This is a genomic window from Flavobacterium azooxidireducens, from assembly GCF_023195775.1.
In the GTDB taxonomy this organism is placed as follows: Bacteria; Bacteroidota; Bacteroidia; order Flavobacteriales; family Flavobacteriaceae; genus Flavobacterium; species Flavobacterium azooxidireducens.
The window spans coordinates 667175-687940 of sequence record NZ_CP096205.1 but is presented as its reverse complement, the minus strand read 5'-3'; the positions used below and the strand labels follow the sequence as shown (position 1 = coordinate 687940).

General features: G+C 38.3%; 15 protein-coding genes, 2 tRNA genes and 2 rRNA genes. 14 read left to right on the top strand and 5 right to left on the bottom strand.

Features of this window, described 5'->3' with window-relative positions; translation table 11 throughout:
* Positions 1 to 74 precede the first annotated feature (74 nt).
* The 5 genes from M0M57_RS03115 (at position 75) to M0M57_RS03095 (ending at position 6587) form a co-directional block, all read left to right on the top strand.
* A complete protein-coding gene (locus M0M57_RS03115; RefSeq protein WP_248435282.1) occupies positions 75 to 425 on the top strand; it encodes a four helix bundle protein in 351 nt (116 codons plus the stop codon).
* A gap of 155 nt (positions 426 to 580) precedes the next feature.
* On the top strand, positions 581 to 1669 hold the full coding sequence (locus tag M0M57_RS03110) for an agmatinase family protein (RefSeq protein ID WP_248435280.1): 1089 nt from the start codon (positions 581 to 583) through the stop codon (positions 1667 to 1669).
* A gap of 223 nt (positions 1670 to 1892) precedes the next feature.
* Positions 1893 to 2702: a hypothetical protein gene (locus M0M57_RS03105; protein WP_248435278.1), complete on the top strand. Its 810-nt coding sequence runs from the start codon at positions 1893 to 1895 to the stop codon at positions 2700 to 2702.
* A 72-nt stretch (positions 2703 to 2774) separates the two neighbouring features.
* Positions 2775 to 5174, top strand: coding sequence for a penicillin acylase family protein (locus M0M57_RS03100; RefSeq protein ID WP_248435276.1), 2400 nt, complete (start codon positions 2775 to 2777; stop codon positions 5172 to 5174).
* Between the two features lie 69 nt (positions 5175 to 5243).
* Positions 5244 to 6587, top strand: coding sequence for an FAD-dependent oxidoreductase (locus M0M57_RS03095; RefSeq protein WP_248435274.1), 1344 nt, complete (start codon positions 5244 to 5246; stop codon positions 6585 to 6587).
* A 1-nt stretch (position 6588) separates the two neighbouring features.
* Here the strand turns inward: M0M57_RS03095 and M0M57_RS03090 are convergent, their stop codons facing one another.
* From M0M57_RS03090 to M0M57_RS03080, 3 genes are all read right to left on the bottom strand, one after another.
* Positions 6589 to 6954, bottom strand: a complete 366-nt coding sequence (locus tag M0M57_RS03090; RefSeq protein ID WP_248435272.1) for a cupin domain-containing protein — start codon at positions 6952 to 6954, stop codon at positions 6589 to 6591.
* Between the two features lie 75 nt (positions 6955 to 7029).
* The gene (locus M0M57_RS03085; protein WP_248435270.1) at positions 7030 to 7398 is read right to left on the bottom strand and encodes a DMT family protein; all 369 of its coding nucleotides are present in this window, start codon (positions 7396 to 7398) and stop codon (positions 7030 to 7032) included.
* 40 nt (positions 7399 to 7438) lie between these two features.
* A complete protein-coding gene (locus M0M57_RS03080; protein ID WP_248435268.1) occupies positions 7439 to 8989 on the bottom strand; it encodes a helicase HerA-like domain-containing protein in 1551 nt (516 codons plus the stop codon).
* A gap of 194 nt (positions 8990 to 9183) precedes the next feature.
* Between M0M57_RS03080 and M0M57_RS03075 the strand changes: the two genes are divergently transcribed.
* The 3 genes from M0M57_RS03075 to M0M57_RS03065 are packed head-to-tail and all read left to right on the top strand — an operon-like array spanning position 9184 to position 10649.
* Complete coding sequence (locus M0M57_RS03075; RefSeq protein WP_248435266.1) at positions 9184 to 9816, top strand: 7-carboxy-7-deazaguanine synthase QueE; 633 nt, start codon at positions 9184 to 9186, stop codon at positions 9814 to 9816.
* Positions 9817 to 9846: 30 nt separating this feature from the next.
* Entirely contained in the window at positions 9847 to 10248 is a 402-nt protein-coding gene (locus tag M0M57_RS03070; protein WP_248435265.1) for a DUF2059 domain-containing protein, read from the top strand.
* Between the two features lie 26 nt (positions 10249 to 10274).
* The gene (locus M0M57_RS03065) at positions 10275 to 10649 is read left to right on the top strand and encodes an energy transducer TonB (RefSeq protein WP_248435264.1); all 375 of its coding nucleotides are present in this window, start codon (positions 10275 to 10277) and stop codon (positions 10647 to 10649) included.
* A gap of 141 nt (positions 10650 to 10790) precedes the next feature.
* Here the strand turns inward: M0M57_RS03065 and M0M57_RS03060 are convergent, their stop codons facing one another.
* Positions 10791 to 11498, bottom strand: a complete 708-nt coding sequence (locus M0M57_RS03060; protein WP_248435263.1) for a class I SAM-dependent methyltransferase — start codon at positions 11496 to 11498, stop codon at positions 10791 to 10793.
* 77 nt (positions 11499 to 11575) lie between these two features.
* On the opposite strand from M0M57_RS03060, the gene M0M57_RS03055 reads away from it, so the two are divergent.
* Positions 11576 to 12073, top strand: coding sequence for a YkgJ family cysteine cluster protein (locus M0M57_RS03055; protein WP_248435262.1), 498 nt, complete (start codon positions 11576 to 11578; stop codon positions 12071 to 12073).
* Between the two features lie 72 nt (positions 12074 to 12145).
* Here M0M57_RS03055 and M0M57_RS03050 read toward each other — a convergent pair whose 3' ends face one another.
* Positions 12146 to 13411 (bottom strand): exo-beta-N-acetylmuramidase NamZ family protein, encoded by a 1266-nt coding sequence (locus tag M0M57_RS03050; RefSeq protein WP_248435260.1) that lies wholly within the window; start codon positions 13409 to 13411, stop codon positions 12146 to 12148.
* 84 nt (positions 13412 to 13495) lie between these two features.
* On the opposite strand from M0M57_RS03050, the gene M0M57_RS03045 reads away from it, so the two are divergent.
* The 5 genes from M0M57_RS03045 to M0M57_RS03025 all read left to right on the top strand — a co-directional run bounded on the left by M0M57_RS03045 (position 13496) and on the right by M0M57_RS03025 (position 20717).
* Positions 13496 to 14731, top strand: a complete 1236-nt coding sequence (locus M0M57_RS03045; protein WP_248435258.1) for an ABC transporter permease — start codon at positions 13496 to 13498, stop codon at positions 14729 to 14731.
* A 1029-nt stretch (positions 14732 to 15760) separates the two neighbouring features.
* Positions 15761 to 17276: ribosomal RNA gene (locus M0M57_RS03040) — 16S ribosomal RNA — on the top strand.
* A 97-nt stretch (positions 17277 to 17373) separates the two neighbouring features.
* Positions 17374 to 17447, top strand: a tRNA-Ile gene (locus tag M0M57_RS03035).
* A gap of 88 nt (positions 17448 to 17535) precedes the next feature.
* Positions 17536 to 17609, top strand: a tRNA-Ala gene (locus M0M57_RS03030).
* Between the two features lie 212 nt (positions 17610 to 17821).
* A 23S ribosomal RNA gene (locus tag M0M57_RS03025) occupies positions 17822 to 20717 on the top strand.
* The 16S and 23S rRNA genes sit together here with 2 tRNA genes alongside, the layout of an rRNA operon.
* Positions 20718 to 20766: the final 49 nt, after the last annotated feature.

The window sequence follows — 20766 nt, the reverse complement described above, 5'->3', positions numbered from 1 at the left end:
TTATAATCCAACAATCCAACAATCCAACAGTCGAACAATCTAAAAATCAACAATCCAACAATCAAAAAAAATATATGCACAGATACAAAGATTTAGAAATTTGGAAGTTAAGTAGAAAATTTTGTACACCCATTTATAAAGTGACTCAAAGTTTTCCCGAATCAGAAAGATTCGGATTAATAACTCAGTTAAGAAGAGCATCGATTTCAGTTCCTTCAAATATTGCGGAAGGCTCAGCAAAATCTTCAAACAAACATTTTTTAATTTTTTTAGAAAACGCTTTAGGTTCTTGTTATGAAATCGAAACACAATTATTAGTTTCAAATGATGTAGGATATTTAAATGATAATGATTTAAAAATTTTATCAGATGAACTTCACAAAATAACTTTAATGATTGCTAAATTTATGTCAACTTTGCGGTGAGAGAAGATAATTAGATTATTGGATTTTTAGATAATTAGATTCCTTGATTGTAGAATCTTTCTAAAAATCGAATAATCCAAAAATCGAACAATCTAAAAATCGAACAATCTAAAAGTTGAACAATCCAACAATCGAACAATCGAACAATCCAACAAATGACTAAACAAGAAATCCTCAAAACCTTCGATCCAAGCCAACCAGGCTTAGCCGATGCCACCATTTTTGGCTTACCTTTTTCTATTGAAGACAGCGAAATAATCGTAATTCCTGTTCCGTGGGAAGTAACCGTAAGCTATGGTTCCGGTGCATCAAAAGGTCCAGAAGCAATTTTAGAAGCTTCATTTCAAGTAGATTTAAATCACCAAGAATTTCCTGAATTATGGAAATTAGGAATCTTTTTAGATGAATCACCAAAAGGAATCAAAAAGAATTCAAAAAAATATAAAAAGAAAGCTGCTCCAATTATCGAAGCATTGGAAAGCGGAGCAATGTTAGATCATCATCCGGCTTTGCAAAAAAGTTTAGATAAAATCAATTATGCGTGTTCCGATATGGTGGAAGCCGTTCGTCAAAAAACATTGTATTGGTTAGAACATGGAAAAAAAGTTGTGCTTTTAGGCGGAGATCACAGTACACCACTTGGTTATTACCAAGCCTTAGCTGAAAAACACGACAATTTCGGAATTCTTCATTTAGATGCTCATATGGATTTCAGAATTGCTTATGAAGGCTTTACCTATTCGCATGCATCCATTATGTACAATGCATTACAAATTCCACATATTTCAAAAATAGTTCAAGTAGGAATTCGTGATTTTTGTGAACAAGAAGTGGATGTCGTGAAGCAACAAGGCAGTCGAGTAGTTGTACACACCGATTCGGATTTGAAAAGAGAAACGTTTGAAGGTAAAACGTGGCAACAGCAATGTGATCAAATCATTGCCGCTTTACCACAGAAAGTTTGTATCAGTTTTGATATTGATGGGATGTATCCTTGGTATTGTCCAAATACAGGAACTCCGGTTCCGGGCGGATTTTCATTTGAACAAGCTACTTATCTTTTAAGTCGATTAGCAGAAACCGATAAAGAAATCATCGGATTCGATTTAGTAGAAGTCGCACCCGGAGAAAATGATGATTGGGACGGCAATGTGGGTGCCCGAATGTTATTTCACATGTGCGGAGTGTTAGCTAAAAACAATAAAATGAATGTGGGAGAGAAAATCGTTTTTCCCAGAAATTAATAATTATATAAAATGATTGAACCCCAAAATAGTGAAGAACTACTTTGGGGTTTTTCTTTAAAAGTATCTTCGATAATTGAGTTTAAAAGTTAATGTTAAACTAAATTCAAAGCTTTATATTGGAGTTGCTTACGTAAAATCGTAACTTTAATAGATTATTATCAATTTACATTTTGGTATTATTCTTGAATACTATCAAATAGTAACACTAAAAACAAAAGTTATGCGATTCAAAAACTTAATTATACTAGCCTCCATTTCGGTTTTGTTCACGATGTGTGCACCAAGCCGTCCCGCCGTAGTTTCTCAGCCTGAACCACCGCCAATGTGGGGTCCGGTAGGGTATGAAGATGTTAGATATTACTATTTCCCGGATATGATGGTTTACTACGATGTTTACTCATCGATGTATATTTATCCGAGAGGAAACCGATGGGTAAGTGCTTATTATTTACCCAATCATTATGGACATTATGATTTATACAACACTTATAAAGTTGGATTAATGGATTATTATGGACCATCTCCTTATCATAATTTCAATATGCATAGACAACAATATGCGGTAGGAAATCAATGGCCAACGCAAGCAACAATTGGCGTTAGAGGTCAAAGTGGAAATCATTATGCACCAACTCGACCACGAACGTCGTCTGCGTCAGTTCAACCCACTAGAGGATCATCAACCCAACAATCTACTGTGAGAGGAAATTCAACTCAAACAAGTACAAGGGGAAATAATGCAGAAACACCGTCAACAACTGCACCAGCGGTAAGAAATCCGTCTGATACAAGAGCACCGGCAACAACGCCGAGAGCGACTCCAACTACACCAAGAGCCACTCCTTCAACACCAAGGGTAGCTCCGGCAGAAACACGTTCAAGTACAAGATTGCCTCAGCCTGATGCTCGTGCAGTTCGAGAAAGAACGCAGCAAATCAGACAGCAAAATAGATCCACAGCTCCTGCTCAAAGAAGTTCTGGAACAACAACTCCGACTACAACAAGAGGTGGCGGCGGTAGAGGAAATTAAGATAAACTTATCATTCAATCCATTTTAATCAATAGACATTTCTAGTATATTTGTCTATTGATTTTTATTTTTATGAAACTTCTTAAAAAAATTTCGCTTTCCGTTTTATTGATTTTGGTTCTAATTGCAGCTTTTATTTTGATTTACGGCTTTTATCTTAAACCAAAATACGATGGCGAAATGGCGTTGAATTCCATCCAAAAAGAAACGACTGTTTATTTTGATGATTACGGAATTCCACACATTTATGCTCAAACACAAAAAGATGCAATGACAACGTTGGGTTATGTACACGCTCAAGATCGATTGTGGCAAATGGAATTAATGCGAAGAATTGCACCGGGAAGATTATCTGAACTTTTTGGTTCGGTGATGCTTAAAAACGACAAGTTTTTTACTGGTTTAGGGATTGATGAAGATTCAGAAAAAGCAATTGCTCAATTGGACAAAAACAGCGAAAGTTATCAATTAACGTTGGCCTATTTGGATGGAATTAATCAATTTTTAGATGAAGGGCCATCCCCAATAGAATTTCAATTAGTAGGCGTTCCGAAGGAAAAATTCACCATCAAAGATGTGTATAATATTTTTGGCTATATGTCCTTTAGTTTTGCGATGGCTCAAAAATCGGATCCATTAATGACCGATATTCGTGATGAATTGGGAATGGACTATCTAAAAGATTTTGGTATAGACGGCTCTTTGGCTCATACCAAACTAAAAAGTTTTAAAGGGAAGTCCGAAGCCTATTCCGAAATTTCAAAATCAGTCGCTTCGTTATTGGAAAATTCACCCATTCCACCTTTCATAGGAAGTAATAGTTGGGTCGTTGGTCCACAAAAAACCAAAAGTGGAAAAGTGTTGTTTGCCAATGATCCACACATTGGTTTTTCGCAACCTGCCACTTGGTATGAAGCTCATATCGTAACACCCGATTATGAAATGTATGGTTATTATTTGGCCGGAACTCCGTTTCCGCTTTTGGGTCACAATCGTGAATATGCGTATGGTTTGACTATGTTTGAAAACGATGATATGGATTTGTTTTTGGAAACCAATAATCCTGAAAATGAAAATCAATACCTAACAAAAGAAGGGTTTAAAAATTATCAAATCATTGAAAAAATCATCAAAGTAAAAGACAGTTCGGATGTGGTTTTAAAAGTCAAAAAAAGTCATCACGGTCCGTTACTAAATGGTTTGGTTGATGGACTGAAAGAAGACAAACCCATTTCGATGTGGTGGACATATTTGCAACATAAAAATCAAATTTTGGATGCGGTTTATTCACTTTGTCACGCGAAAAATGTAGAAGATTTTCATCAAAGTATCGAATTGATTGCCGCTCCCGGATTAAATATTATGTATGGCGATGCCAAAGGAAATATCGCTTGGATAACTTCAGGTAAATTATATAAAATGCCCGAAAACGTCAATCCGAATTTTATTTTAAATGGTGCAAACGGAGAAGATGAACAGAAAAAATATTATAATTTTTCTGAAAATCCGTATTCCATCAATCCTACTTGGAATTACGTTTATTCTGCCAACAATCAAGTAGAACCCATCGATGATTATTTATATCCGGGCTATTACCTTCCGGAAGATCGTGCGAAACGAATCGTTCAATTGTTAGAACCCAAAAATGATTGGACGAAAGAAGATTTTATGAAAATGATTAATGATGATAAATCGTCTGTCGCTCCTTCAATTGTTCAAAGTATTTTAACAGGAATCAATCAAAACGATTTATCTGAAACTGAAAAAATCGCTCTAAATCAATTGAAAAATTGGAATGGAAGCAATGGTTTAACCGATGTGGCTCCGACAATTTACAATCAATTTCTGTTTTATTATCTCAAAAACACCTTTGAAGATGAATTAGGAAAAGACCGTTTTAATATTCTGTTATCCACGCATATTTTAAAACAAATGATTGCTTTTCAAATTGCTAATGAAGCTTCTCCTTGGTGGGATAATCGTTCGACGAAAGACAAAAAAGAATCTAGAAATGATATTATTTCTCTTTCATTCAAACAAACCATCGCTCATTTAGAAAAACAATTAGGGAATCAAGTTTCAGGTTGGACGTGGAATAAAGTGCATACCTTAGAACACAAACATCCATTGGGAGAAGTGGCTGCTTTGCGAAGTTATTTTAATGTGGGTTCGTTTGAAATCAATGGTTCCAACGAAGTCATCAATAATTTAATGTTCACTTTAACCGAAGAAGGTAATCATCACGTAAAATCAGGGCCATCCACTCGACGAATCATCGATTTTTCAGATATTGAAAATAGCTTGAGCATTCTCCCAACAGGACAATCCGGAAATCCTTTGAGTAAACATTACGACGATCAGGCTACGATGTATAATGAAGGGAAATTTAGAAAGATGAAAATGAATAAGGAGGAAATTGAAGCGAGTTCACGAAAGTTAATTTTTAAACCAACAAAAAACAGAAAACCATAAATTTTCTTTTATTTAGATTTGACTGAACAATTATCCTTATTTTTGTACTTGAATTTTTGATATTCATTCATGCAAACTCCTCAAAAAATTGCCGTTGTTGGTTCCGGATTAGTTGGAACTTTATTGGCAATATACCTCAAAAAATTAGGTCATACTGTTCACGTTTTTGATCGCAGTCCAGACATTCGAACGGTTGAATTTTCAGGGCGTTCCATTAATTTGGTGATGTCAAATCGGGGTTGGAAAGCGTTGGATGATATCGGCTTGACCGAAGAAATTAAAAAAATCGGAATTCCGGTTGATAAACGAGCGATTCATTTACAGGATTCAAAACTTACCTATCAAAATTATGGTAAAGAAGGCGAAGCAATTTATTCACTTTCCCGTGGTGTTTTAAATCGAAAAATGATTGATTTGGCTGAAGCCGAAGGGGTTGAATTCTTTTTTGAACACCGTATTTGGGATGTTACATTATCCGATGCCACTTTGCATATTGGAGAAACCGAAAGAGGTGAGTGGACCGATTTAAAATATGATAAAGTTTTTGGTGCCGATGGTGCGTTTTCGAGAATTCGCCACCGCATGCAACGCCAAAGTATGTTTGATTATTCGCAAAAATTTTTAAGCATCGGTTACAAAGAATTGCATATTCCGGCCAATGCGGATGGTAGTTATAAAATCGATAAAAATTCTTTACACATTTGGCCTCGCGGAAATTTTATGTTGATGGGATTGGCTAACTTAGATGGCTCGTTTACTTGCACTTTATTTATGCCATTTGAAGGAGAAAATTCCTTTGAAAGTTTACACGACGAAAAAACCTTAGTTGATTTTTTTGCAAAATATTTCCCCGATACCAAAGAAGTGATTCCCGATTTGGTGGAAGATTTCTTTAAAAACCCAAAAAGTTATTTGGTCACGATGCAATGCTATCCTTGGACGTTTAATGATAAAGTGGCTTTGATTGGCGATTCGTGTCACGCGATTGTTCCTTTTTATGGTCACGGAATGAACGCCGGTTTTGAAGATATTACGGTGTTGAACGAAATGATTTCGAAATACGGAAACGATTGGGAAACCATCTTTAAAGAATACCAAAAATCGCGAAAACCCAATGCCGATGCGATTGCCGAACTTTCTTATCGCAATTTTATGGAAATGAGTGCCAAAACTGCAGATGAGAAATTCTTATTGCAAAAGAAAATTGAAAAATGGTTTTCCGATAAACATCCCGAAAAATGGATGCCTCTTTACAGCAGAGTAACGTTCAGTTTGCAACCTTATTCAGAAGCTCTGGCCATTGGTGATTTCCAAAATAAAATTATGGAAGAAGTGATGCAAATGGAGAATATTGAAGAGAAATGGGATAGTAAAGAAGTGGAAGAGAATATTATTCAGCTTCTTTCAAAATAATTTATGCTTCCTCCCGATGCACTCTCTCAAAATCAAAAGCAGGTTTACAAATGGCAATATATTCACATACTTCATCAAACGGATTGGAATATTGAACACGAGTGTTTTTCTCAATTTTAATCGATTGACCCGCTTCTAAAACAATTACTTCGTCTTCAATAATAAATTGTTTTTTACCTTTAATGATATATGTGTATTCTTCAAATTCAGGAGTTTGAAACGGTTCACTCCAATGCGGGGGTGCAATCATATGAGCAATTGAAATTTCACTATTGCCATCAGAAGCTTTCCCGAAATGTTCTTCGATTAATTTTCCGTCTGTTGTTGGAACAATGAATGGCGATTTCTGAATTAAGTATTTTTTCATAAAAATTAATTATTTTTTTGCCACAAAGTCACAAAGTTTATCAACTTATTTTTCTTTGTGTCTTGGTGGCCATTATCACTTCCTAAAAATAAAATAAACCGCCAATACCAAACAACACATCCCCACAAAATGATTCCATTTAAACGTTTCATTTTTAAAGAAAAGCATTGAAAAGATGACGAAAATAACCAATGTAATCACTTCTTGAATTACTTTTAATTGTAATAAAGAAAACGGTCCGCCATTTCCTTCATATCCAATCCGATTTGCAGGAACCTGAAAAAAATATTCAAACAAAGCCAATCCCCAACTGATTAATACAATCGTAATCAGTCCGGCATTTTCAAACCATTTCAAGTCTTTAAATTTCAAATGGCCATACCACGCCAATGTCATAAATATATTGGAAAGTATGAGTAATCCGATGGTGAGAAATCCTTTCATATGTTCATTTTCAAATTGTCACATTGACACATTTTCAAATTTATTTCTTAAACATCTTACTCAAAATCCCCAAAGCCCCTCGAATAAAAGTAGCACTCGTCAACACTTTCACAACCGGATTTTGAGCCGTGCTTCTTCGGGTTGAAGTTGTACGAGTTGGAGCTTGTTTTGCTTGTCTACCAGCTTCTTTTTGCTTTGCCACTTCTTCAGCTTTTTTAGCAGCTTGTTCTTCCGCAGCAGTAATTTTCTTATCTAAAATTTCAAAAGCACTTTCGCGGTCAATTTCTTCGTTGTATTTTTTGGCTAATTTTGATTCAGAAATTAAACTATCAATTTCTTGAGAAGTTAACACATCCATTCTACTCATTGGTGCTCGAAGCATCGTGTCAACAAGTGGAGTCGGAATTCCTTTTTCATTCAACGCCGTTACAAATGCTTCACCAATTCCGAGTTGCGTAATCATTTCATCGGTTTTATAATAATCGGATAAAGGATAATTTTCAGACGTCATTTTAATTGCTTTCCGATCGTTTGCCGTAAAAGCTCTCATAGCGTGTTGTATTTTTAAACCCAATTGACTCAAAACACCAGCTGGAATATCTTGTGGATTTTGTGTGATAAAATAAATTCCAATTCCTTTCGAACGAATCAATTTTACGATAGTTTCAATCTGATCTTGTAATGCTTTACTGGCTTGATCAAAAATCAAATGAGCTTCGTCAATAAAAATCACTAATTCCGGTCTTCCTGCATCACCTTGTTCTGGCATTGTACTGTAAATTTCGGCTAATAAACTCAGCATAAACGTTGAAAATAACTTCGGTTTATCTTGAATATCGGTTAAGCGGATAATGTTTACATAACCATTTCCGTTTTTATCAATTCGCATTAAATCATCAATATCAAACGATAATTCTCCAAAAAACACATCCGCTCCTTGTTGTTCTAATTCGATGATTTTTCGTAAAATAGAACCGGTGGATGCTGTGGAAATTCTACCGTATTCTTTTTCAATTTCTGCTTTTCCTTCTTCCGTAATATATTGTAAAACCTTTTTAAAATCTTTTAAATCCAAAAGAGGTAGATGATGATCGTCGCAATATTTAAAAATCACAGCAACAACGCCACCTTGAGTGTCATTTAAATCTAAAATTCTAGAGAATAAAACAGGTCCAAATTCAGAAACAGTTGCTCGTAAGCGAACACCATTTTGTTTGGAAATCGTCATCAATTCCACCGGAAAACTTTTGGTTTCATAACCCAAATTAATTTTTCCATGACGTTCAGTAATAAAAGATTGTTCAATTCCAGGCATTGCAATTCCTGAAAAGTCACCTTTAATATCCATCATCAAAACGGGAATTCCATTCTTAGAAAGTTGTTCAGAAAGCACTTGAATGGTTTTGGTTTTACCCGTTCCGGTCGCTCCGGCAATTAATCCGTGACGGTTGAGGGTTTTAAGTGCGATGTTTACATGTGCTTCTCCACCAACGGGAACGCCGTCTAACATGGCACCACCAAGTGTTATAAAATCACCTTTGCAGGCATATCCGTTTATAATGTGATTACTGAATTCTTCGGCTTTACTCATGATGTTAAGATTTATATTTCAAATGTACTAAAAGGAAATGATTCAGAAAATAACATTTTAAAAAAGCAGTATATTTTCCAACAATCTAACCATCCAATAATCTAACAATCTAAAAATCGAACAATCCAAAAATCTAAAAATCTAATAATTCAACCATCCAATTCCGTATCTTTGCAAACTTATTTAATTGAAAAATGCTCCAAAAAGAAATACAATTAGCGGTTGAAAAGGGAGAAATGCTTCCGTTAATGGAAGAATTTTACACCATTCAAGGCGAAGGTTATCACACAGGAACAGCGGCTTATTTCATCCGAATTGGCGGTTGCGATGTGGGATGCCATTGGTGTGATGTAAAAGAAAGTTGGAACGCAGAACTTCATCCGCCCACGGAAACAGATATCATTGTATCCAATGCTAAAAAATATTCGGATACGGTGGTGATAACCGGTGGCGAACCGCTTACTTGGGATATGAATTCGTTAACCGATAAACTTAAAAGTGCCGGAATAAAAATTCACATTGAAACGTCGGGATGTTATCCTGTGACCGGAAAATGGGATTGGTTTTGTCTTTCTCCAAAGAAAAATAAATTACCGGTTCAAAGTGCGTATGATATGGCTAATGAATTGAAAGTCATCATTTATAATAAACATGATTTTATTTTTGCCGAAGAACAAGCGGCTCAAGTAAACCCAAATGCTATTTTGTTTTTACAACCGGAATGGAGCAAAAAAGAAGAAATGACACCGTTAATCGTAGATTATGTAATGAAAAATCCAAAATGGAGAGTATCTTTACAAACACATAAATATTTGAATATTCCTTAAAATTATTTTATAAATCAAAACAGAAAAATTATGAAAAAAACAGTTTTAACTTTTGCACTTTTATTGATTACAACAATTGGATTTTCTCAAGAAGCGTTTAAAAAAGACGTGGTTAATTATCTTGAAGTGAGTGGTCAGTCTAACACGTTTAAAATGATTACAAAAGATTTAGTAAATAATATTCCTGAAGCAAAAAAAGCTGAATTTCAAAAAGAATTAGATGCTTCTATCAATGATTTAATGAGTAAAATGGCCGATATGTATATGTCTGAATTTACGCATGATGAAATTAAAGCTTTATTAAAATTCTATGAATCTCCGGTAGGAAAAAAATTAACTGATAAAACTGAAGTGCTTTATAATAAAGGTCAAACAGTTGGTCAAGAATGGGGAATGGGATTGCAAACGATGATGATGAAATACATGCAATAAATTTCTAAAACCAATAATTTTTCTCGATGAGATTTTTGTTTTTACTTTTGCTATTGATTTTTGTAAACACTTCTGCCCAAGCTCAAATTCAAGGTGAGGATGAGGTCTATCTCAATGCCGATCTGCTAGAACCTGAGTTTCCTGGAGGAATGGATATGTTTTATACTTATTTGATGGCAAGACTTGATAAAAGCAAAATTAAACCCGGAGAAAAATTATTGGTTTCTTTTTTAGTGAATAAGGAAGGAGGTATGGAAAAGATCAAACTTTTAAAATTTGATGATATGGATACCGCCGTTGAAATTTTAAGAGCATTAAAGAATTTTCCCAAATGGAAACCTGCTCACAAAAACGGAAATCCTGTTGGAGTTGAATTGAAGATTCCGATTATATTTAATTAAAGTAATTTCAATCACATTCAAACCAAACCCACGGTTTCAACCGCCGGATTATTTAACATCCAAATCCACCCCCAACGTTTCAACCGCCGGATTATTTAACATCCAAATCCACCCCCAACGTTTCAACCGTAGGATTATAATCTACTCAAAACACAATCTCGCCAAATAATCAAAATGTTCACCTTCCAAAATTAATTCACAAGACAATCCGTTGGCAATTGCAGCATTTTCTAACGTATTATAATCGATATACATCCAATCAAATGGTTTCTCCGTTTCACCTTTATATGAAACTTTAAATTCTACTTCGCCATAATATTCTGAATCTCCGGGAATCCATTTTCCGCCATCTTCATCGTCATCAAACATATAAATGATGTCGGAACTATCTACCAAAATCTGACCATTTTCGGTCAACAAACTTTTTAGTTTCTGTAGAAATTTAGTGATGTTTTTCAATCTTCCGCACATTCCGGCACCATTCATCAAAAGTAAAATAGTATCAAATTTTTCGTTTTCCAATGTCATGACATCTTGCACTTTTACTTTTTTTAAACCTCTTAATTCGCAAGCTTTGATAGCATTAGGTGAAATATCAATCGAAGTAACATCATATCCTTTTTCTTGTAAATAAAGTGAATGACTTCCGGCACCGCAACCCACATCCAGAATTTTTCCTTTGGAAAGTTCCAATGCTTTTTGTTCGATTTTAGGCATTTCATCAAAATCACGAAATAAATAAGCAACACTCATTTCATCTGCTTCAGAAATCGAAGTTTCGGTTATCAAATCCTGCGGATCATTTCCGGTTTGGTAATCTAAAATGGCTTTTCCAAAAAGATCTTTCATAAAAAGTTTAAGAGTTTAAGAGTTTAGAAGTTTAAGCGTTTAAAAGTTGTTTAACTTTGCAATCTAAAATTGACACATTGGCACATTTTCAAATTGACACATTGGCTAAACTTGCCAAAGATAAGCATATCGAAAACAAAAAGTATTTTGATAAGTTAAAAAAGAAAACGCCCAAAAATTTAGATTATGTGATGCAAGATTTGCACGAAGCAGAATTTAAAAAGACTGATTGTTTAGATTGTGCCAATTGCTGCAAAACAACAGGGCCGCTTTTTACTTCAGCCGATATTGAACGAATTTCGAAACATTTCCGACAAAAACCACAACAATTCATTGACCAATATTTGCGTATTGATGAGGAAAATGATTATGTGTTGAAATCAGTTCCGTGTACGTTTTTAGAAAGCGATAACAAATGTTTTATCTACGATGTTCGCCCAAAAGCCTGCCGTGAATTCCCACACACCGACCGAAAAAAGTTCAACCAAATCACTGATTTAACTTTGTTAAACGTTGCAATTTGCCCTGCCGCTTATAATATTGTAGAACGAATGAAAGAGAAGCTACCTTTATGATTGGTTTGCTTTTACGAAATCTACTTCAAACAAAACCCACGGTTTTAACCGTGGGATAGTCAAAAGATATCTTTAATAAATCAAATATTTTCCTCTCACTTTCATAAACTCCTCCAGCCCTTTCTCCCAACTCTTCCTAATCTCAATCTCAGAAACACCTTCCTCAATTTGCTCCTGTAATTTTTTTGTTCCAGCCAATTTCACAAAAAATGAATTAAAAAATGTTTTTTTATCAGCAGTTGAATTATAAGCTTTAATTAACCATTTTAATTCCAAACGATTTACTTTTTGAACGGTACTCAAATTTTCACCATAGCAAAGCTTGCCATTATGCATCGGGTCTTTTGCTCCCAAATTAGGTTTCGGAGTAAAACTAAAATCAGTTTTAGCCAAAAAAGGCGAACCATAAATCTGAAATTGTTTCTCCGTTCCACGACCCACACTCACATTTGTTCCTTCAAAAAAACACAAACTCGCATACAAATTAATTGATTGATCATTAGGTAAGTTTGGCGATGGCTTGACTGGTAAACCATAAGTCATCTCATGAGTATAATTCAAACAAGGAATAACAGTCAAATTACATTGTATACCATCTTTCAACCATTTTTCGCCATTAATCATTTTGGCATATTCACCAATTGTCATGCCATGTAAAACCGGAATTGGATGCATTCCAACAAAGCTTGTAAATTCTTTTTCTAAAATTGGGCCATCAACAATACCTCCATTCGGATTTGGTCGGTCTAACACGATTAGCGGAATGTTGTTTTCCGCACAAGCTTCCATCACATAATGCAAAGAAGATATATAGGTATAAAATCTCGCACCAACGTCCTGCAAATCAAAAACCATCACATCAATTCCTTTTAATTGCTCCGGTTTTGGTTTTTTATTGTCGCCATAAAGCGAAATAATCGGCAATCCGGTTTTAGTGTCTTTTCCGTCTTTAATTAATTCTCCCGCATCAGCAGTTCCTCTAAAACCGTGTTCGGGAGCATAAATTTTTTGGAGTGTAATATTTTGTTCTAGCAAAAAATCTACTAAACTTACTTTTGTCAATTCAGAGGTTGTATTTTGAGGAACTGCTGTCGCATTAATTTTAAGTTTAGATATAATACCAGTCTGGTTAGTTACTATTCCAACCTTTTTGTCTTTCAATAAAGGTAAATAACCAGAAAAGTTTTCTGCTCCGGTCTTAATTGAAAGTTTTAATGTAGTAGTGTCTGAAATCGTACTGCTTTCTTCAGTTGTATTCATTTTTGTTTTGCTACTACAAGAAACGGTAACAATTAAACATCCTATCAGAATCAAATATGTACTTATTTTGTATTTCATAATTATTTTTTTAATCTGTAAAAATCTGTGCAATCTGTGGCAAAAAACTTTGTGTATCTTTGTCGTAACTTCAAATTATAAACATTGAATTTAGAATATTTCATAGCAAAAAGATTAACTACCGCAAAACACCATAAAAGTAGTATATCCAAACCAATAATAAAAATTGCAATCACCGCCATTGCAATCGGAATCATCATGATGATTGTTTCCGTAGCAACCGGTTTGGGTTTACAACAAAAAATACGCCAAAAAGTTTCTGCCTTTAACGGACACATTATTGTTTCTAATTTCGATGACAATCAATCCGAAGTCAGCAAAGTACCCGTTTCAACAAAACAAGACTTCTATCCCGAGTTCAAATCTGTACAAGGAATCAATCATATCCAAGCTGTAGCCAGCAAAGCCGGAATCATCAGAACCGAAAAATCTTTCGAAGGAGTCATTTTCAAAGGAGTCGGTAGTGATTACAAATGGGACAATATAAATGAATACATAGTCGAAGGAGGTATCCCAAACGTAAAAGACCAATTAAACCCCGAAGTACTCATTTCTCAGTATTTGGCCAACAGACTTTTTCTCAAAGTAGGCGATAAATTCAATACTTTCTTTATGAAAGAAGATAGTAACGAAATGCCAAACCTCAGAGTTTTCACAATTACCGGCATCTATAATTCCGGATTTCAAGAATTTGACGCTACCTATATACTGGGAGACATTCGCCACGTTCAACGAATCAATAAATGGCAACCGGACGAAGTAGGAGCCTTCGAAATATTTATCGACGATTTTAATAAAATAGAACAAAAAGGAGAAGAAGTCTACGAACAAACCTCCTATATGCTCGACAGTAAAACCATCATCGAAAAATATTATTTTATTTTCGAATGGCTGCAACTATTCGATTTCAACATCCTCGTCATTCTCGTCATCATGATTGTCGTAGCAACAATCAATATGGTCGTCGCACTCTTAGTCCTCATTCTCGAACGCACCCAAATGATCGGAATCCTCAAAGCACTTGGAGCAAACAATTGGACCGTCAGAAAAATATTTCTCTACAACGCATTCCACATTATCCTCCGCGGATTACTATGGGGCAATGTCATCGCAATTACTTTAATGCTCATTCAACAACAATTCGGAATCGTGAAACTAAACCCCGAAAACTATTACGTCAGCGAAGCACCGGTCTATTTCAATTGGCTTTACATCATCTTGCTCAACCTCGGAACAATTATAGTTAGTTTAATAGTCTTATTAATTCCGTCCTATATCATCACCAAAATATCCCCCGTAAAAGCAATCCGTTTCGATTAATTTATTAGAAGCTATTTCCCGCTTTCCATTTCAAGCTTGTTTGTCTTGTTGTTTTTTCCTAAGTCAAAAAAAGAGCTTCCTTTGGTCGCTTTTTTTCGCCAAGAAAAAATACAACAATCCTTCACAAGGCTTTCCATTTCAATCGGGGCTAGGGGAGCAGTGGTAAAAAGAAGTTTCAGGTTTCAAGTTACACGTTCCAACCAATATCAATTGATTACCAAACCAATCCGCTCCAATCCATCATAGCGAAGCTATCAAAATCCGCCCCAATCCGCGTTTAGCTTCAGCTAATCCGTCCAATCCGCGTCCCCTTGACAAGTTTCCAAAAGCTTCGTGCCTTTCTTAGTGGCAAACAACCATTGCGAAGCAATCCCATTCTGTGTATTCCGTGTTTTCTGTGAGAAAATAGTTTTCAGTCTCAGTTTTGTCATTCCGCAAGATGACGAAGTCGAAATAGGAATCTCCTGCCTTGGCAGGCAAAACCTGAAACTTAAAACTTGAAACAAAAAAAACTTTCTTGTATTTCCATCTCACAACCAGCACATTAAAAAAAACTTTCAAAAAGAGTTTAAAAAAGATTTGGAAAGCCCAAAAAGAGTACTACTTTTGCACCCGCATTCAGAGCGACGTTCTACAGAAAATTGAAGTTAAAAAAAATCTATAAAAAGATTTGGTAGGAGAGAAAAAAGAGTAGTATCTTTGCCCTCCACAAACGACAAAAAAAGGTGTAGTGACAAGTCGAGACTTGTCAGAAAAAAAGAAAAATAAATTTTTTCTTCGAAAAGCTTGCCTAATCAAAAAGAAGTTGTACTTTTGCACCCGCTTAGATGACTAGCTTACGATTTTAATCGCAGGAGCATTTAAGAAAAACAAGAAGACACGTTCATAGACATATTGAATTGACAGCACGATTAGACAGTAATGTTTAATCGAAAAAAAAGAGAGAGTAAGGTTAATCGAAAGATTAAAGAATATACCTAGTTAAACTTCGTCTAAAAAATGTAGCTAAGCAATTAGCTCAAAAAATATACGATGAAGAGTTTGATCCTGGCTCAGGATGAACGCTAGCGGCAGGCCTAACACATGCAAGTCGAGGGGTAGAGGAAGCTTGCTTCCTTGAGACCGGCGCACGGGTGCGTAACGCGTATGCAATCTACCTTGTACAGAGGAATAGCCCAGAGAAATTTGGATTAATGCCTCATAGTATATCGAGTTGGCATCAACATGATATTAAAGATTTATCGGTACAAGATGAGCATGCGTCCCATTAGTTAGTTGGTAAGGTAACGGCTTACCAAGACGATGATGGGTAGGGGTCCTGAGAGGGAGATCCCCCACACTGGTACTGAGACACGGACCAGACTCCTACGGGAGGCAGCAGTGAGGAATATTGGGCAATGGAGGCAACTCTGACCCAGCCATGCCGCGTGCAGGAAGACGGTCCTATGGATTGTAAACTGCTTTTATACGGGAAGAAACACCACTACGTGTAGTGACTTGACGGTACCGTAAGAATAAGGATCGGCTAACTCCGTGCCAGCAGCCGCGGTAATACGGAGGATCCAAGCGTTATCCGGAATCATTGGGTTTAAAGGGTCCGTAGGCGGCCTTATAAGTCAGTGGTGAAATCTCCTAGCTCAACTAGGAAACTGCCATTGATACTGTAGGGCTTGAATTATTGTGAAGTAACTAGAATATGTAGTGTAGCGGTGAAATGCTTAGATATTACATGGAATACCAATTGCGAAGGCAGGTTACTAACAATATATTGACGCTGATGGACGAAAGCGTGGGTAGCGAACAGGATTAGATACCCTGGTAGTCCACGCCGTAAACGATGGATACTAGCTGTTGGGAGCAATCTCAGTGGCTAAGCGAAAGTGATAAGTATCCCACCTGGGGAGTACGAACGCAAGTTTGAAACTCAAAGGAATTGACGGGGGCCCGCACAAGCGGTGGAGCATGTGGTTTAATTCGATGATACGCGAGGAACCTTACCAAGGCTTAAATGTAGATTGACAGGACAGGAAACTGTTTTTTCTTCGGACAATTTACAAGGTGCTGCATGGTTGTCGTCAGCTCGTGCCGTGAGGTGTCAGGTTAAGTCCTATAACGAGCGCAACCCCTGTTGTTAGTTGCCAGCGAGTCATGTCGGGAACTCTAACGAGACTGCCAGTGCAAACTGTGAGGAAGGTGGGGATGACGTCAAATCATCACGGCCCTTACGCCTTGGGCTACACACGTGCTACAATGGACGGTACAGAGAGCAGCCACAACGCAAGTTGGAGCGAATCTACAAAACCGTTCTCAGTTCGGATCGGAGTCTGCAACTCGACTCCGTGAAGCTGGAATCGCTAGTAATCGGATATCAGCCATGATCCGGTGAATACGTTCCCGGGCCTTGTACACACCGCCCGTCAAGCCATGGAAGCTGGGGGTACCTGAAGTCGGTGACCGCAAGGAGCTGCCTAGGGTAAAACTGGTAACTGGGGCTAAGTCGTAACAAGGTAGCCGTACCGGAAGGTGCGGCTGGAACACCTCCTTTCTAGAGACATAAGAAGTTTCTGGGTAAAAGAAAATAATCAAGAGATTGATTTTACTCTCGCTGTTAATTCAAATAATACAATTAAGCAAAAATACAGAGTCTCGTAGCTCAGCTGGTTAGAGTACTACACTGATAATGTAGGGGTCCCCAGTTCGAGTCTGGGCGGGACTACTATTTTAGGCTTAAAGGAAATTCTAGGGGTTGAGTGAGCCGTTATAAGTACTGTTAACTAATAACTGTTAACTGGCAACTAAAAGACGGGGGATTAGCTCAGCTGGCTAGAGCGCCTGCCTTGCACGCAGGAGGTCATCGGTTCGACTCCGATATTCTCCACAAGATTAATGTGAAAATTAATCAATTTGAAAATGTGCCAATTGACACATTGACGAATTGCCACATTAACAAAAGTTCATTGACATATTGAGATAAAACATTTAAAAAGTAGAAAATACGTAAGGTCGTAATTCATTACGATTTTATAAGAAAACGTAGAGGCGTAACACTGTTACGACTTTGCAAGGTCTTGTTATTAATAACAAGACGGCACATAAGCAAAATAAGGGCGTATGGGGGATGCCTAGGCTCTCAGAGGCGAAGAAGGGCGTGATAAGCTGCGAAAAGCTACGGGGATTGGCACACACGAATTAATCCGTAGATACCCGAATGGGGCAACCCGGCATGTTGAAGACATGTCATCCGCCGCAAGGCGAGAAGCAAACCCGCTGAACTGAAACATCTAAGTAGGCGGAGGAGAAGAAAACAAAAGTGATTCCGTAAGTAGTGGCGAGCGAACGCGGATTAGCCCAAACCAAAGTTGTTACGGCAATTTTGGGGTTGTAGGACCACGACATTTCTTGCGGATTGAATTAGAATTACCTGGAAAGGTAAGCCATAGAGGGTGATAGCCCCGTATAAGTAAGAGAAGATAAGGATAGTGGTATCCTGAGTAGGGCGGGGCACGTGAAACCCTGTCTGAATTTGGCGGGACCATCCGCTAAGGCTAAATACTCCTGAGAGACCGATAGTGAACCAGTACCGTGAGGGAAAGGTGAAAAGAACCGTGAATAACGGAGTGAAATAGATCCTGAAACCATACGCTTACAAGCGGTCGGAGCCCCTTCGTGGGGTGACGGCGTGCCTTTTGCATAATGAGCCTACGAGTTAACGTTGCTGGCAAGGTTAAGTGATTAAGTCACGGATCCGTAGCGAAAGCGAGTCTGAATAGGGCGCTTTAGTCAGTAGTGTTAGACGCGAAACCGTGTGATCTACCCATGGGCAGGATGAAGCTGTGGTAACACATAGTGGAGGTCCGAACCGGTTGACGTTGAAAAGTCTTCGGATGACCTGTGGGTAGGGGTGAAAGGCCAATCAAACTCGGAAATAGCTCGTACTCCCCGAAATGCATTTAGGTGCAGCGTTGGTCATAAAGTTATATAGAGGTAGAGCTACTGATTGGATGCGGGGGCTTCACCGCCTACCAATTCCTGACAAACTCCGAATGCTATATAATGTTTACCAGCAGTGAGGGCTTGGGTGCTAAGGTCCAAGTCCGAGAGGGAAAGAACCCAGACCATCAGCTAAGGTCCCCAAATATATGCTAAGTTGAAAAAACGAGGTTTGTCTGCCCAGACAGCTAGGATGTTGGCTTGGAAGCAGCCATTCATTTAAAGAGTGCGTAACAGCTCACTAGTCGAGCGGACGAGCATGGATAATAATCGGGCATAAGCATATTACCGAAGCTATGGATTTTACATTAATTTGTAGAGTGGTAGGGGAGCATTCTAACAGGGTTGAAGGTGTATCGCGAGGTATGCTGGACCGGTTAGAAAAGAAAATGTAGGCATAAGTAACGATAATGCGGGCGAGAAACCCGCACACCGAAAGACTAAGGTTTCCGCAGCTATGCTAATCAGCTGCGGGTTAGTCGGGACCTAAGGCGAACCCGAAAGGGACAGTCGATGGCCAACGGGTTAATATTCCCGTACTACTTATTGTTGTGATGGAGTGACGCAGTGGTGAAAGTACCGCGAACTGACGGAATAGTTCGTTTAAGGCTGTAGCTATATCCCAGATAGGCAAATCCGTTTGGGATGGTAAAGGCTGAAAGTACTCGGAGTCTTCGGACAAAGAGATAGTGTACCTAAAGGCTGCCAAGAAAAGCTTCTAAACTTAGATAATAAGTACCCGTACCGTAAACCGACACAGGTAGTCGAGGAGAGAATCCTAAGGTGCTCGAGAGATTCATGGCTAAGGAATTAGGCAAAATAGACCTGTAACTTCGGGAGAAAGGTCGCCCCGAGCAATCGGGGCCGCAGTGAAAAGGTCCAGGCGACTGTTTATCAAAAACACAGGGCTCTGCCAAATCGTAAGATGAAGTATAGGGCCTGACACCTGCCCGGTGCTGGAAGGTTAAGAGGAGATGTTATCCGCCTCGGCGGAGAAGCATTGAATTGAAGCCCCAGTAAACGGCGGCCGTAACTATAACGGTCCTAAGGTAGCGAAATTCCTTGTCGGGTAAGTTCCGACCTGCACGAATGGTGTAACGATCTGGACACTGTCTCAGCCATGAGCTCGGTGAAATTGTAGTATCGGTGAAGATGCCGATTACCCGCAGTGGGACGAAAAGACCCTGTGCACCTTTACTATAGCTTAGTATTGGTCTTGGATAAGTGATGTGTAGGATAGGTGGGAGACTATGAAGTGGCGTCGCTAGGCGTTGTGGAGTCATTGTTGAAATACCACCCTTTGCTTATCTGAGGTCTAACCCGCCTATGGCGGGGACATTGCTTGGTGGGTAGTTTGACTGGGGTGGTCGCCTCCAAAAGAGTAACGGAGGCTTCTAAAGGTTCCCTCAGCACGCTTGGTAACCGTGCGTAGAGTGCAATGGCATAAGGGAGCTTGACTGAGAGACATACAGGTCGATCAGGTACGAAAGTAGAGCATAGTGATCCGGTGGTTCCGCATGGAAGGGCCATCGCTCAAAGGATAAAAGGTACGCCGGGGATAACAGGCTGATCTCCCCCAAGAGCTCATATCGACGGGGGGGTTTGGCACCTCGATGTCGGCTCGTCACATCCTGGGGCTGGAGAAGGTCCCAAGGGTTGGGCTGTTCGCCCATTAAAGTGGCACGCGAGCTGGGTTCAGAACGTCGTGAGACAGTTCGGTCTCTATCTACTGTGGGCGTTAGAAATTTGAGTGGATCTGATTCTAGTACGAGAGGACCGAATTGGACAAACCGCTGGTGTATCTGTTGTTCCGCCAGGAGCACCGCAGAGTAGCTACGTTTGGAAGGGATAAGCGCTGAAAGCATATAAGCGCGAAACCCACCACAAGATGAGATTTCTTTAAAGGGTCGTGGAAGATGACCACGTTGATAGGCTATAGATGTAAAGGCAGTAATGTCATAGTCGAGTAGTACTAATAACCCGTAAGTTTATGTGAATAAAGTTCCCCCGGTTACGATCGGGGGAGTGAAACTTTCTACTAAATT

Excerpts from the sequence above, each read along its gene's own strand:
- M0M57_RS03080 (WP_248435268.1), bottom strand. The coding sequence starts at position 8,989 with ATGAGTAAAGCCGAAGAATTCAGTAATCACATTATAAACGGATATGCC.
- M0M57_RS03095 (WP_248435274.1), top strand. The coding sequence starts at position 5,244 with ATGCAAACTCCTCAAAAAATTGCCGTTGTTGGTTCCGGATTAGTTGGA.
- M0M57_RS03090 (WP_248435272.1), bottom strand. The coding sequence starts at position 6,954 with ATGAAAAAATACTTAATTCAGAAATCGCCATTCATTGTTCCAACAACA.
- M0M57_RS03085 (WP_248435270.1), bottom strand. The coding sequence starts at position 7,398 with ATGAAAGGATTTCTCACCATCGGATTACTCATACTTTCCAATATATTT.
- M0M57_RS03060 (WP_248435263.1), bottom strand. The coding sequence starts at position 11,498 with ATGAAAGATCTTTTTGGAAAAGCCATTTTAGATTACCAAACCGGAAAT.
- M0M57_RS03100 (WP_248435276.1), top strand. The coding sequence starts at position 2,775 with ATGAAACTTCTTAAAAAAATTTCGCTTTCCGTTTTATTGATTTTGGTT.
- M0M57_RS03065 (WP_248435264.1), top strand. The coding sequence starts at position 10,275 with ATGAGATTTTTGTTTTTACTTTTGCTATTGATTTTTGTAAACACTTCT.
- M0M57_RS03105 (WP_248435278.1), top strand. The coding sequence starts at position 1,893 with ATGCGATTCAAAAACTTAATTATACTAGCCTCCATTTCGGTTTTGTTC.
- M0M57_RS03050 (WP_248435260.1), bottom strand. The coding sequence starts at position 13,411 with ATGAAATACAAAATAAGTACATATTTGATTCTGATAGGATGTTTAATT.
- M0M57_RS03075 (WP_248435266.1), top strand. The coding sequence starts at position 9,184 with ATGCTCCAAAAAGAAATACAATTAGCGGTTGAAAAGGGAGAAATGCTT.
- M0M57_RS03070 (WP_248435265.1), top strand. The coding sequence starts at position 9,847 with ATGAAAAAAACAGTTTTAACTTTTGCACTTTTATTGATTACAACAATT.
- M0M57_RS03110 (WP_248435280.1), top strand. The coding sequence starts at position 581 with ATGACTAAACAAGAAATCCTCAAAACCTTCGATCCAAGCCAACCAGGC.
- M0M57_RS03115 (WP_248435282.1), top strand. The coding sequence starts at position 75 with ATGCACAGATACAAAGATTTAGAAATTTGGAAGTTAAGTAGAAAATTT.